This is a genomic window from Kribbella sp. NPDC003557 (assembly GCF_040610805.1).
Lineage (GTDB): Bacteria > Actinomycetota > Actinomycetes > Propionibacteriales > Kribbellaceae > Kribbella.
In genome coordinates, this window is sequence record NZ_JBEXMY010000007.1 from 433,585 (window position 1) to 446,017 (window position 12,433).

Consider the following 12,433-nt stretch of genomic DNA (forward strand, 5'->3'; position numbering starts at 1 on the left):
TCGCCCGTCCCGTCAGGTGGCGCGGCTCGCGGTCACGATAACGGTTCGCCCGGACCGGGGGCGGGCCGTCAGACTGGGGGAATGGGTCACGTGGATGTCGCCGGGGTGGGGTACGAGCTGCCGGACGGGCGGGTGTTGCTGGACGACGTCACGTTCCGGGTCGGTGACGGGGCGAAGGTGGCGCTGGTCGGGGCGAACGGCTCCGGGAAGACCACGCTGACCAGGATCATCGCCGGCGACCTCAAGCCGCACAGCGGCAGCATCTCCCGGTCCGGCGGGCTGGGCGTGATGCGGCAGTTCGTGGGCTCGGTGCGGGACGAGTCGACCGTGCGGGACCTGCTGCTCGGGGTCGCGCCGGAGGCGATCCGGCAGGCCGCGGCCAAGCTGGACAAGGCCGAGCTGGCGATGATGGAGGCCGACGACGAGAAGACCCAGCTGCGGTACGCACAGGCCGTCGCGGACTGGGGCGAGGTCGGTGGGTACGACGCCGAGGTCCTCTGGGACGTGTGTACGACGGCCGCGCTCGGCGTGCCGTTCGACCGCTGTCGCTGGCGTGAGGTGAAGACGCTGTCCGGCGGTGAGCAGAAGCGGCTTGTGCTGGAGGCGCTGCTGCGCGGCCCGGACGAGGTCCTGATGCTGGACGAGCCGGACAACTACCTCGACGTACCGGGGAAGCGGTGGCTGGAGGACCAGCTGCGCGCCTCCGACAAGACCGTGCTGTACATCAGCCACGACCGGGAGCTGCTGGCCAACACCGCCACCCGGATCGTCACCGTGGAGCTCGGCGCCGCGGGGAACACCGCGTGGACGCACGGCGGCGGCTTCGCGACGTACCACGAGGCCCGGCAGCACCGGTTCGAGCGTTTCGAGGAGCTGCGCAAGCGCTGGGACGAGGAGCACGCCAAGCTGCGCGCGCAGATGCTGATGTACAAGCAGAAGGCTGCGTACAACTCCGACATGGCGTCGCGCTACCGCGCCGCGCAGACCCGGCTGCGCAAGTTCGAGGAGGCCGGCCCGCCGCAGGCCCTGCCGCGCGAGCAGAAGGTCAGCATGCGTCTGACCGGTGGCCGCACCGGCAAGCGGGCCGTGGTGTGCACACAGCTCGAGCTGACCGGCTTGATGAAGCCCTTCGACCTGGAGGTCTGGTACGGCGAACGCGTCGCCGTGCTGGGGTCTAACGGGTCCGGCAAGTCGCACTTCCTGCGGCTGCTCGCGAACGGCGGCTCGGATCCGGACGTGGAGCACCAGCCCGTCGGCGACGTGAAGATCGCGTCCGTGGCGCACACCGGCAACGCCAAGCTCGGTGCGCGGGTGCGGCCCGGCTGGTTCGCGCAGACGCACGAGCACCCGGAGCTGGTCGGCCGGACGCTGCTGGAGATCCTGCACCGCGGCGACGACCACCGCGACGGCATGGGCCGCGAGTTGGCGTCACGCAAGCTGGACCGGTACGAGCTGGCGCACGCGGCCGAGCAGACCTTCGACAGCCTGTCCGGCGGTCAGCAGGCCCGTTTCCAGATCCTCCTGCTGGAGCTGTCCGGTGCGACGCTGCTGCTGCTCGACGAGCCCACCGACAACCTCGACGTCGAGTCGGCCGAGGCGCTGGAGGAGGGGCTGGACTCCTTCGACGGCACGGTCCTCGCGGTGACCCACGACCGCTGGTTCGCGCGGGGCTTCGACCGGTTCCTGGTGTTCGGCGCGGACGGCTCGGTCTACGAGCCCGACGAGCCGGTCTGGGACGAAGGACGCGTCGAGCGGGCCCGCTGACCTTACAGTTCTCCCGTGACAGGCGATGCGGCCGCTCGCTGGGCGGGCACAGTGGTGCCGAGCTGGACCTACCGGTGGCTGCTGCCGGTGGTCTGGCTCGGCGCGATCACGGCGTCGTTCATCGGTGACACCGGTCGCTGCTCGGCCGAGGACCCCTCGGTGTGCGGCCCGGATCTGACGTTCTCGTTCGGCGTCATCGCCTGCTTCGCGTCGCTGGTGCTCCTGTGGTGGCAGCCGATCGTCGCAGCGCTGGCAGGTGTGCTGTTCATGGTCCTCGACCTCCGGTACGACGACGTCGGCAGCGCACGCGTCGGCTGGTCCGTGTACGGCGTGCTGTGCGCCGCGCTGCTGCTCTGGATCTTCGTCAGCCGACGCAGCCAACGCTCCTTGTCCGCGCGGATGCCGCGACAGCCGGTCCAGGTTCCGCCGGCCGCCCGGACCGGCATCAGTGGCAGGCTCCTCGTGGCAGCCGCCCTGCTGCTGGTCGGTGCCGCTGCGCTCGGTCTGCTGCGCTGGATGGACCAGCGCGAGGAGACGCACATACGCCGTGCCGTCGAGCAGACCGCAGTCGCCAAGGCCACGAACGCCGACGGCGAGCTTGTTCTTCAGCTGCCCGACGGTAGTAGCCGCACTGTGTCCGTGCTGGACGACTACGACACCGGCGCGCAGGTGCCGGTCCTCGTCGACCCTGCCGACCGGGACTGGGTCCGGTTGCGCGCCGAGCCGGCCGACAACACGTTCTGGTACACGGTGGCCGGTGGGGCCGGGGTGCTGGCCTTCCTGTTCGTACTGCGTGATCTCCGGCTCCGCAGGGCCCGTCCGCGGAGGTCGTGGAGCGGTCAGGGCTTGCTGGTCCGGATCGATCCGCACGTCTCTGCCGCCTTCGCGGTCCGGTCGGCGGACGGCACGGTCCTGCTGGGCTTCCTGGACTCCGAACTGGATGACGACGAGAGCGACCTACGGCTGCTCGAGGCCTTCAGCGCGCTCGACGAGGAAGAGCAGGCCGACGCGCCGGCCAAGCTGAAGCGTGAGTGGGCGGAGACGCTCCAGCGGTATCGCGGCCACGCACTGCTCGTCGGTGACCTGGTCGAGGGCAGCTGGCCGACACTGCTGCTCGGTGGTCAGGTGCTCCGGCCGGTCAGCCCGTTCCGGGCGCCAAGGAAGCTGCCGTGGCGCGGGGAGACCGTCGGCAGCCTGCCGGTGGACATCGAGCCGCAGGACGACGCACCGGCTGCCGCGGCCATCGAGCCGGCGCGAGTGGTGCCGACATTGCCGTGGGAGGTCCCGCTGCGCGCGAGGGCGTGGTGGAGTCTGCCGGGGCTCATCGCCGTACTACTGGCGGCGCCGCTCGCCGTCGGGGCGTTCGCGAACTGGGGGCAGTGGTTCGCCGCGTTCATGGCGACTCTCGCCGGCGCGCAGCTGGTCCATTCGCTCGGCTCGCGGGCGCTGTTCCGGGTGACTGCCACCGCGACCGACCTGTGGATCCGCACCGGGTGGACAGACCAGCGCCTGTCCTGGCGGTCCGTGGAGTCGGTCGAGGTCGAGGACGAGGCAGTGAGTCTCGAGGCAGGGGACGACTGGCACGTCGTCGGCGGTATCGCGGACAAGGACCTGACCCAGGTCGCCGCTGTGTTCGAGACGCTCCGGCTGCGCTCCCGCACCGGCCTGCCGGAAGAGCCCGTCACCCGTCGGCTCTCGCCGGTGCTGCTGATCAACGCGGTCTACGTCGCGATCTGCGTGCTCATCCTCGCCCTGACCCGCTGGAACCCTTTCTAGGGCGCCACGCACCAGCCGTCGCGGTACGCCGCCCAATGCTCGTCAGTTGCCGCGAAGTCGACGTACAGGGCCAGGCCGAAGTTCTGGCGGGACGAGTCGCCCAGACCGAGGCGTGCACCGCGGACCGCAGCGCTGACGGTCTCAGCGTTGCCCCAGTGCGCGGCGTTGTTCTCCCAGTACGCCGGGAGGCCCATGAGCAGGTCTGTGCCCGGTGGAGTGACCTCCAGCGCCAGCTTGGTCTGCTTGGCGACGTACCCGCCGTACAGGGACTCCAGTGGCAGTGCCGTGTCGTACGACATGACAGCGATCTGGTTGACGCGCTCGGCCACCTGGCGGAAGTAGTCCTGCGACCACCACTTGTCGATCGGGATCGCGTGCAGGTACCACAGCGGGTCGATCTGCGCCGCCGCGACCGACAACGTCGTACCGAGCGCGCGGGTCTCGTCCAGGACGGCGAGATACCCCTTGGAACCGGACCGCACCGGCTCGAAGTCGTAGTGGATGCCCTGGAAACCCTGCTGCAGAACGGCGGACGCCGACTCCACGACCCGACGGCGGACCGCCGCGTCGTCGAGGTTCATACCCGGGTCCTTACCCGGCTGGACGACGTCGCCGAGCCAGGCCTGCACCCGGACGCCGGGGGCCGCGGCCCGGATCGCGTCGACGAACCAGCGCGCCTTCGGCGAAACCTTTGCCAACGGCAACGAGCCGTCGTGTTCCAGCGGGCCGGTGTGCACGTACAGGTCGCGGATGCCGGTGCCCTGCAACCGCTGCGCCAGTGCGGTCACGTCGGCGGCGGTCTTCCGGCCGTCGACCCAGGCGTGACCGAGCCACAACGCGTCCTGGTTGCGGGTCCGTGCCGACGGATCGCCGGTGAACTGCACCCGCAACGAGACCGCGTAGGCCCCGAGCGGGACGATCACGAGCAGGACTAGGACGACGACGATCTTCAGGACGCGCTTCACGGGCGCGGCTTCAGGCCGTCGTAGATCAGCGCCAGCATCCGGTCGCGGGTCTCCGGATCGAGCTTGGCCGCGGTCGCGCCGCGGGACGCCCCGATGAGCAGCGCGTACACCTCGGGCATGTCGGCGTCGGTCCGGACCGCACCGGCCTTCTGGGCCGCGGTCAGCAACCCGCTGAACGCCGCCCGCATCCCGCGGCCGGCCTCCTGCGCGTCTTCCCCGGCGGCCGCGCCCGCGGCGGTCAGCGCCTCGGCGATCGCCAGCTTCGACTCGGACTCGGCCACCACCTGGCTGAAGAACTCGAAGAACGCCGTCCCCGGGTCGTCGCTGCCGGTCAGCTCCAGCGCCCGGTCCCGGATCCGCTCCAGGCGCAGCGTCAGGACCGCCTCGAGCAGCTCGGTCTTGGTCGCGAAGTGCCGGAAAACGGTGGCGATCCCGACCCCGGCCAGCTTGGCCACGTCGTCGGTGGACGCCCCCGGCGACCGCCCGAAGACGTCGTCGGCGGCCGTCATGATCCTGGCCCGGTTGTCCCGTGCGTCTGCTCGCACCCCAGCTCCCCTCCGTCGCCCTCAGCCTAGGAGACGCCGCGAACCATCCCCAGGTTGTAAACGAAGTCGTGACTCCATATATTCGAAGTCGTCACTCCGTTTAATCTCCGTGAGGTATCCGATGACTCCTGAAGAGGTCTTCCTGAAGCTGGTGCACGGCGTCGCCGACCGCGACTTCGCCGTCCTGCCGGAGCTGTACGCCGAGCAGACCGACGTCCGGCACCCGATGAACCCGTACGGCGACCACCCGCTGCTCAGCCGGGACGCGCTCCGCGAGCATTTCGGCGGCGTCGGCCCGAAGGTCACCGAGGTCGTGCGCTTCCAGCCCGACAACATCCGTGTCCACGAGACGGCGGACCCCGAGGTGATCGTGGCGGAATTCGAGTACGCCGGCACGATCCTGGCCACCGGCGCGCCGTTCCGGGTGCCGGCGATCTTCGTCCTGCGGGTCCGCGACGGCCTGATCGTGGAGTCCCGCGACTACATCGACCACCTGGCGATGATCCGCGCCCGCGGCCAGGCCGGCGACCTCGTCGCCCACCTGACGGAACCGGCGGGCACCCCGGCCGCGTCGTAGTCGGCAGAGCCGCCGAACGGCCCCGGACCGAGGCATCCAGCCCGCCCGGGGCCGTTTCCAATCCCGTTACTCCAGCCGGCGGCCGTCCAGTTTCAGGCGGCGGACAGTCGTTTCCGGAAAGCGTCCGCGGTCGCGGGGGTCCGGGTACGGCGAGACCGTGACGGACTGTCCTTCGATCGTGGCGATCTCGTCGACGAGCCGCGCCCGCAGTTCCGCGGCGACCTCCTGGTGGTTGACGCTGTCGATCAGGTTGTCGAGCTCGTACGGATCCGCGTCGAGGTCGTACAACGCCCGCTCGGCGTACGTCGCGGCGGCCGGTACGTCGCCGGCGTCCGGAGCGTGCACGTAGTACTTCCACCGCTGCGTCCGCAGCGCGCGGCCGACCTCGGACTCGCTGACCTGGATCAGCACAGCGTCGCGGCGGGACTCCCGCAGCGGCACACCGTCGAGTCGCTCGGGCAGTTCGATCCCCGCGACGTCCAGCAACGTCGGAACGACGTCGACCGTGCTGACCGGTGCGGTCACCCGTGCGCCGCCGCGGTACCCGGGCCCTTCGACCACCAGGGGCACACGGACCGACCCGTCGTGCGGTGAGCGCTTGTACTCGCTGTTGCGCGTCTTGAAGTGCGAGCCGTGGTCGGACGTGTAGAGCAGGAGCGTGTCGTCGGTGAGGTCGAGACTCGCCAAGGCATCGCGGAGCCGGCCGAGACATTCGTCGACCCGCTTGATCTGGCCGTAGTACCCGGCCGCGTGCTGGTGCGCCGTACCCGGGAGCGTTGCCAGGTCGGGCGGTAGCCAGGCGCCGGTGTAGGTGTCCCGGTAGACCTCGGGTGCCGGGTAGTCGTCGTGCTCGTTCTGGTGGTGCGGCTCGATCAGCGAGAGGAAGAGCATGAACGGCCGGTCGTCGGCCGAGGCGCGGGTGACAAAGCGGATGGCCGCGTCGGTCAGCGCGTCCGGGCGGTAGCCGGGCAGGAAAACGGGTTCGCCGTTTCCGTCGTACACCACCGTGCGGTACGCGTCGGACGTGAACTCGAGCAGGTTGGACGCCAGCCAGTAGTCGTACCCCGCCTGTTCCGCGGCCGGCACCGGGTCCTGCGTGCCCAGGTGCCACTTGCCGATGTACGCGGTCTGGTAGCCCGCGTCGCCGAACAGCCGACCCAGGGTCGGCGCGTCGGCCGGCAACGGAACGTTGTTGCGGAAAACGCCGGTGTTGGTCGGAAACATTCCGGTCTGCATCGCCGCCCGGGCCGGTGCGCACACCGGGTTGGTCGTGCAGGCGGTCTCGAAGAAGGTGCCGTGACGGGCCATCAGGTCGAGGTTCGGGGTCAGCCCGAGCGGGCAGCCGGCGGCGCCGACGGTGTCCCAGCGCTGCTGGTCGGTGAAGAAGACGATCACATCAGGGCGCATCAGGAAGTCTCATTTCAGTCCGGACAGGGCGATGCCCTCGACCAGGAACTTCTGGGTGATCACGAAGAAGATCGCGGTCGGCACGAACAGAATCAGGGCGCCGGCGGCGGTCAGGTTCCACTGCGTGAAGTACTCCTGGTTGAACAGGGTCAGGCCGATCGGCAGCGTGCGCATCTCGGTGCGGCTGGTGGCGATCAGCGGCCAGAGGAACTCGTTCCACTGGAAGACGAACGTGAACAGGCCGAGCACCGCCAGGGCCGGCTTGCACTGCGGCAGGATCACCCGCAGGTAGATCCGGAACTCGCCGGCGCCGTCCACCCGGGCCGCCTCGATCAGCTCGTCCGGCAGCGGCCGGATGAACTGCCGCATCAAGAAGATGCCATAGGCATCCATCAGGAACGGCACGATCAGCCCTTGGTAGCTGTCGATCCAGCCCAGGCTCGCGAAGATCGAGTAGATCGGCAGCATCCGGACGAAGAACGGCACCATCAGCGTCGACAGCACCGCCACGAACGCGATCCGCTTGCCGGGGAAGTCGAGCTTCGCGAACACGTACCCGACCAGCGGGTCGAAGATCAGGTGCGAGACGGTGATCGCGCCGGCCATCACGAAGCTGTTCACGAAGAACCGCCCGAACGGCGCCGCCTCGAACAGGCGGGTGAAGTTCTGCCACTGCGGCTGGTCGGGCCACAGCACCGGGTCGCCGGACTGCGCCTCGCCGTCACTCTGCAGCGCGAGCACGATCATGTACAGCAGCGGCAGCACCGTGACCAGGCCGAGCGCGACCAGGACGGCGTACGCCGCGACGCGGTCGCCGGGGAAGAGTCGTTCACGCATCGGCCCGGTCTCCGATCCGCAGCTGCGCCAGGGACAGGATCAGCACGACGACCAGCAGCAGCAGCGAGAGCGCGGACGCGTAGCCGAAGTCGTTGTCGTTGAACGCGACGATGAACAGCCGGTGCGCGTACAGCGAGGTCGCGTTGCCGGGGCCGCCGCCGGTGACGATGTACGGCAGCGCGAACTGCTGCAGCGTGCCGATCAGCCCGATGATCGACACGAACAGCGTCGTCGGGGCGAGCAGCGGCAGCGTGATCGCGAAGAACCGCCGCCACGGGCCGGCGCCGTCGATCCGGGCGGCCTCGTAGTACAGGCCCGGGATGCCTTGCAGGCCGGCGAGGAACAGGACCATGGTGTAGCCGGCGCTCGACCAGACGGTGATCCCGACGATGGTCGCCAGCGGGTGCGTGCTGAGCCAGGTCTGCCCGGGCAGGCCGACGGCCTCGAGCAGCCGGTTCAGGATGCCGACCTGCGGATCCAGGATGTTGCGCCAGAGCAGGCCGATGATCGACACCGACGTCAGGTACGGGATCAGCAGCACCGAGCGGAACAGCGTCCGGCCGCGCAGCGACTGGTTGAGGATCACGGCCAGCCCGAGACCCACCGCCGTACCGACGACCAGGGTGCCGGCCGCGTAGGCGAGCGTGATCAGGAACGAGTGCAGGATCTCCGGATCGCGGAAGGCGCGGGTGAAGTTGCCGAGGCCGGCGAAGGTGGCGCCGTCGGAGTCGTACAGGCCGGTCAGCAACTGGTTGCCGATCGGGAGGAAGAACAGCAGGACGAAGAACAGCACTGCCGGGGTGAGGAACAGCCATGCGGTCAGCGCCTGGCGGCGACGGATCACAGCGCGGCCCCGGCCTGCTTGCGGAAATCGTCCAGCGTCGGCCCGACCGGCGCGTGCTGGATGATCATCTGCTGGTAGGCCTTCTTCCACAGCTCGTTGACCTGCGCGGCCTTGCCGCTCGCGGACAGCGCGACGTCCTGTTTCGCCACCACGGCCAGGGCTTTCGCGATCGTCGCGAGGTTCGGGTCCGCCGCGACCGCCGGGTCGGCGGCCCAGCTCTTGCGCGGCATCGACATCCCGGCTTCCTTGGTCGCGGCCAGCTCGACCTTGACGGCCGCGAGCTTCGTGATCAGCTCCCAGGACAGCTTCGGGTCCTTGGCCTTCGCCGGGATCATCAGACCGGAGCCGGCCATCGCGGCGGACTGCACCGTGCCGGTCAGCGGGACCGCGAGACCGAGGTCGATGTCCGGACTGCCCTGCCGGATCGGGCCGATGTCCCACGGGCCGGAGACGAACATCGCGGCGCGCTGGGCGGAGAACAGTTTCTGCGGGCCGGAGTAGTCGGTGGTCGCGACCGGCGCAGGGGAGACCTTGTGGGTGTAGATCAGGTCCTGCATCCACTGCATGGACCTGATCGCGCTGTCGGCGGGCATCATGAACTGCTTCGCGCCGGCGTCGCTGAAGTCGACCTTCTGCTGGTTGTAGTACGGGGCCGCGTAGCTCGGGTCCGAGTTCACCGAGCAGCCGCTGACCTTGTCCTTGGTGGTCGCCCTCGCCACCTCGAGGAACTCGTCCCACGTCGACGGCGGCTCGTCGAACCCGGCGGCGGACAGCAGCTGCTTGTTGTAGAACAGCAGCCCGTTCGCGGTCAGGTGCAGCGGGATCGAGTACGTCTTGCCCTCGTACTGCCGGGCCACGACCGCCTGGTCCAGGAAATCACCCGGAAATCCGAATTCCTCGTCGGCCGCGGCGAAGTCGTCCAGCGCGAGCACGTTGCCGGCCAGCCCGTACTGCGTTCCGGTGCCGGCGGAAACCTCCTCGACCAGGTCCGGAACATTTCCGGAACGGAAATCCGCGGTCAGCTTCGTGGTCAGGTCGGGCCACTGGAACTTCTGCCAGTTCATCTCCAGGTCGTGGTCCTTGCCGAACTGGTCGATCACCTCCTTGTAGGCCTGGTACCCGTGACCGGCGTTCCAGTAGATCGTGAACGTCCGGCTGTCGGCCTTCTTCGAGGCGGGTTTCGCGGGTGCGCAGCCGACGGCGCCGAGAACGGTGGCGCCGAGACCGAGCTGCAGGAACGAGCGGCGGTTGACGGAGGGCATGACAAACCTTTCGAACGGCGGCGTGCGAGCCGATGGAGGGAGGATCAGGCGGACGCGCGGCGGTTCAGCACCCAGGGCATCGAGAGCTCCCGGGCGGGACGCTGCGGATCGTCGATCCGGGCGAACAGCGCCTCGACCATCGGCGTGAAGTCGAGCTGATGCATGCCGACGCTGGTCAGCGGCGGCAGCGAGTACGTCGCCTCGCGGGTGTTGCCGGTCCCGATCACGGCCAGGTCGTCCGGCACCTTCACGCCCCGGTCGACGGCGGCCTGCAGGGCGGCGAACCCGCCACGGTCGGACTCGGACACGATCGCGTCCGGCGGGTTGGCGGCGTCGAGCAGGTCCCGGACCACCAGCACCGCGTCCTCCCGGGACGCCGCGCCGATCCGGACCAGGTCGGGGTCGACCTCACGGCCGGCCGCGTGCAGCGCGTCGACGTACCCCAGGTAGCGGGCGTCCTGCGCGCCGGTGTGCGACAGGAACGCGATCCGCTCCCGGCCGCCGTCGATCAGGTACGTCGTGGCCTCCGCGAGCGCCGATCGGGCGTTGTTGCGGACGACGTCGGTACCGGCCAGGTCGAGGGTGTCGCTGAACGCCATCAGCGCCCGGGTGGACCGCCGGGCCGCGGTCAGGTCGAGCTCGTCGCTCAGGCCGGGAGCGAAGATCGCGCCGTCCACGTGGCCGCGGGTGATGACCCGCAGCGACTGCGCGGCCCGGTCGAGGCGACGGACCGGAACCCCGATGACGGAGTAGCCGCGGGCGGCCGCGACGTCCTCGCACTCCCAGGTCAGCCGATCCAGCCAGGGCCCGACGGGCGGCGCGTAGACGATCGCGATCAGCTCCGACCGTTGCCGTCGCAGACTCCGCGCCGCGGTGTTGGCCTTGTAGCCGAGCCGCCGGGCGGCCTCTTCCACCCGCTTCCGCGTCGGCTCGGGCAGCGGCGTGGTCCGGTCCGCCCGCCCGCTCAGCACGTACGAACACGTGGCCACGGAAACTCCCGCGGCCGCAGCCACGTCCCGAAGCGTCGTACGCCCTTCCCTCACCATGGTGAAAGCATTAACCTGCTGTCAGAGCAGGTCAACACCCCTATGTTGGTTAATTCACTACAGTTTAACCAGTCTCAGGTGATGACGCCGCCCTTGGCCCGGCAGGTGTCGCGGAGGTGCCAGAAGTTTCGCAGGTACTCGTCGTGCACGGTGCGGCCCATCACTCGGATCTGGGCCTCGTCGGCCTGCCGGAGTGCCGAGTACGAGAAGTTGTGGCTGCCGGTGAACACCCGCGGCACGATGTCGTCGTCGTACCCGCCGTCGACCAGCAGGTACTTCGAGTGCACCCGGATGTCGATGCCCGGGGCAACGTTGTAGTTACAGCGGGTGATCTGCACCGGCGCCGACTTCAGCGCGGTCATGACCGCGTCGTTGGCGTTGGTGAGGACGACGTCGACCCAGCAGCCGTCCTTGCGCAGCTGCGCCAGTCGCTGGGCGACGGCCGGCCGGTTGAAGTCCCACATCGCCACCCGGACGTCGGTCTGATGACGTGACCCGTCGGGCTCGGTGTACGAGCAGTGGACCGAGCCCAGCGAGTTGTAGACGGTGTCGGTCGCCGGGTCGTCGAACGGCTGCCCGTCGCGCTCCTGGCGCGGAAAGAAGAAGACGCGGTAGTCCGTCCCGCTGCCGGAGTCCTTGTAGTAGTTGTTGTTCCCGCCCGGCACCGAGCGGTACGAACGCAGATCCGAGAAATACGTCCGGTACGCACCGTACGTCTTCGGGTCGGAGTAGGTGAGGGCGTTGTTGTACGCCTCGTTCTGGTCCCAGATGCCGAGGTTCGCCGAGGCCTGGTAGACCACCGAGCCCACCTCCGCGCCGGTGCTCTGCCTGATCTTCGAGAACGTGAAGAACTTGTTGTGGTTGTACGGCGTGACCGGCCCGTCGGACCACTGCTTGACCCGCGTCGCGATGCAGCCGCGGACGGTCCCGGCCGGCGACTTGTCCGCGCAGTCCACGACGTACGACGGCTGGTCGTCCGCGGCGCCGATCGCGGCGCGCAACCGGTTCGTGGCGGCGGTGGCAGCGGACTTCTGGTCGACGATCAGCCGCACCCGGACGCCGCGGTCGTGGGCCGCGATCAGCCGGTCGACGATGTCCGGATCACCCGCGGTGTCGGCGGTGTCCGGGGGATCGAAGCCGAAGAACGACCCCTGGATCTCCTCGCCGGCCGGCACCCGGTCGATGAGGCCGGCCAGCTGGACCTGGATGGTGTTCTGTGCGGCCGTGGTCCCGGCCGGGTCGTTGAACACCGCGTGCCCGATCACCGGATCCGGCACGGCGGGCGCGGCCTGACCGACTGTTGACGCGGCCAGGAGCGCAACGGGAGCAAGCAACGCACGACGCATGAGGTACCTCCTGTGGGGCGATCAGAAGGATGTTCACAACTCATGCCATAGTGCCGGAAAGTTT

Annotated in this window: 11 protein-coding genes; 3 read left to right on the forward strand and 8 right to left on the reverse strand. The window is 69.4% G+C overall.

Annotation, left to right across the window (positions count from 1 at the left end; translation table 11 throughout):
- The first annotated feature begins 81 nt into the window (after nucleotides 1-81).
- Entirely contained in the window at nucleotides 82-1,764 is a 1,683-nt protein-coding gene (locus ABZW60_RS30470; RefSeq protein WP_355482605.1) for an ATP-binding cassette domain-containing protein, read from the forward strand.
- Nucleotides 1,765-1,779: 15 nt separating this feature from the next.
- The gene (locus ABZW60_RS30475) at nucleotides 1,780-3,540 is read left to right on the forward strand and encodes a hypothetical protein (RefSeq protein ID WP_355482606.1); all 1,761 of its coding nucleotides are present in this window, start codon (nucleotides 1,780-1,782) and stop codon (nucleotides 3,538-3,540) included.
- On the opposite strand, the gene ABZW60_RS30480 is transcribed toward ABZW60_RS30475, so the two are convergent.
- Together ABZW60_RS30480 and ABZW60_RS30485 are read right to left on the reverse strand one after the other, a co-directional pair.
- Nucleotides 3,537-4,505: a hypothetical protein gene (locus ABZW60_RS30480; protein ID WP_355482608.1), complete on the reverse strand. Its 969-nt coding sequence runs from the start codon at nucleotides 4,503-4,505 to the stop codon at nucleotides 3,537-3,539. The genes ABZW60_RS30475 and ABZW60_RS30480 overlap by 4 nt on opposite strands.
- Complete coding sequence (locus ABZW60_RS30485; RefSeq protein ID WP_355482609.1) at nucleotides 4,502-5,050, reverse strand: TetR/AcrR family transcriptional regulator; 549 nt, start codon at nucleotides 5,048-5,050, stop codon at nucleotides 4,502-4,504. Before ABZW60_RS30485 ends, ABZW60_RS30480 begins: the two co-directional genes overlap by 4 nt.
- Before the next feature lie 121 nt (nucleotides 5,051-5,171).
- Between ABZW60_RS30485 and ABZW60_RS30490 the strand changes: the two genes are divergently transcribed.
- Nucleotides 5,172-5,627 carry a nuclear transport factor 2 family protein gene (locus ABZW60_RS30490; RefSeq protein WP_355482611.1) on the forward strand — a complete coding sequence of 152 codons (456 nt, stop codon included), beginning with the start codon at nucleotides 5,172-5,174 and terminating at the stop codon, nucleotides 5,625-5,627.
- Between the two features lie 66 nt (nucleotides 5,628-5,693).
- On the opposite strand, the gene ABZW60_RS30495 is transcribed toward ABZW60_RS30490, so the two are convergent.
- From ABZW60_RS30495 to ABZW60_RS30520, 6 genes are all read right to left on the reverse strand, one after another.
- The gene (locus ABZW60_RS30495; RefSeq protein ID WP_355482613.1) at nucleotides 5,694-7,034 is read right to left on the reverse strand and encodes a sulfatase-like hydrolase/transferase; all 1,341 of its coding nucleotides are present in this window, start codon (nucleotides 7,032-7,034) and stop codon (nucleotides 5,694-5,696) included.
- 9 nt (nucleotides 7,035-7,043) lie between these two features.
- Nucleotides 7,044-7,871, reverse strand: a complete 828-nt coding sequence (locus tag ABZW60_RS30500) for a carbohydrate ABC transporter permease (protein WP_355482616.1) — start codon at nucleotides 7,869-7,871, stop codon at nucleotides 7,044-7,046.
- The gene (locus ABZW60_RS30505) at nucleotides 7,864-8,715 is read right to left on the reverse strand and encodes a sugar ABC transporter permease (protein ID WP_355482617.1); all 852 of its coding nucleotides are present in this window, start codon (nucleotides 8,713-8,715) and stop codon (nucleotides 7,864-7,866) included. Before ABZW60_RS30505 ends, ABZW60_RS30500 begins: the two co-directional genes overlap by 8 nt.
- Nucleotides 8,712-9,977 carry an extracellular solute-binding protein gene (locus tag ABZW60_RS30510; RefSeq protein ID WP_355482618.1) on the reverse strand — a complete coding sequence of 422 codons (1,266 nt, stop codon included), beginning with the start codon at nucleotides 9,975-9,977 and terminating at the stop codon, nucleotides 8,712-8,714. Before ABZW60_RS30510 ends, ABZW60_RS30505 begins: the two co-directional genes overlap by 4 nt.
- A gap of 44 nt (nucleotides 9,978-10,021) precedes the next feature.
- Nucleotides 10,022-11,023 (reverse strand): LacI family DNA-binding transcriptional regulator, encoded by a 1,002-nt coding sequence (locus ABZW60_RS30515; RefSeq protein ID WP_355482620.1) that lies wholly within the window; start codon nucleotides 11,021-11,023, stop codon nucleotides 10,022-10,024.
- 74 nt (nucleotides 11,024-11,097) lie between these two features.
- Complete coding sequence (locus ABZW60_RS30520) at nucleotides 11,098-12,369, reverse strand: phospholipase D-like domain-containing protein (protein ID WP_355482622.1); 1,272 nt, start codon at nucleotides 12,367-12,369, stop codon at nucleotides 11,098-11,100.
- Nucleotides 12,370-12,433: the final 64 nt, after the last annotated feature.

Bases quoted from the DNA above. Each gene is read 5' to 3' on its own strand.
- ABZW60_RS30510 (WP_355482618.1), bottom strand. From the start codon at position 9,977: ATGCCCTCCGTCAACCGCCGCTCGTTCCTGCAGCTCGGTCTCGGCGCC.
- ABZW60_RS30520 (WP_355482622.1), bottom strand. From the start codon at position 12,369: ATGCGTCGTGCGTTGCTTGCTCCCGTTGCGCTCCTGGCCGCGTCAACA.
- ABZW60_RS30470 (WP_355482605.1), top strand. From the start codon at position 82: ATGGGTCACGTGGATGTCGCCGGGGTGGGGTACGAGCTGCCGGACGGG.
- ABZW60_RS30495 (WP_355482613.1), bottom strand. From the start codon at position 7,034: ATGCGCCCTGATGTGATCGTCTTCTTCACCGACCAGCAGCGCTGGGAC.
- ABZW60_RS30490 (WP_355482611.1), top strand. From the start codon at position 5,172: ATGACTCCTGAAGAGGTCTTCCTGAAGCTGGTGCACGGCGTCGCCGAC.
- ABZW60_RS30500 (WP_355482616.1), bottom strand. From the start codon at position 7,871: ATGCGTGAACGACTCTTCCCCGGCGACCGCGTCGCGGCGTACGCCGTC.
- ABZW60_RS30515 (WP_355482620.1), bottom strand. From the start codon at position 11,023: ATGGTGAGGGAAGGGCGTACGACGCTTCGGGACGTGGCTGCGGCCGCG.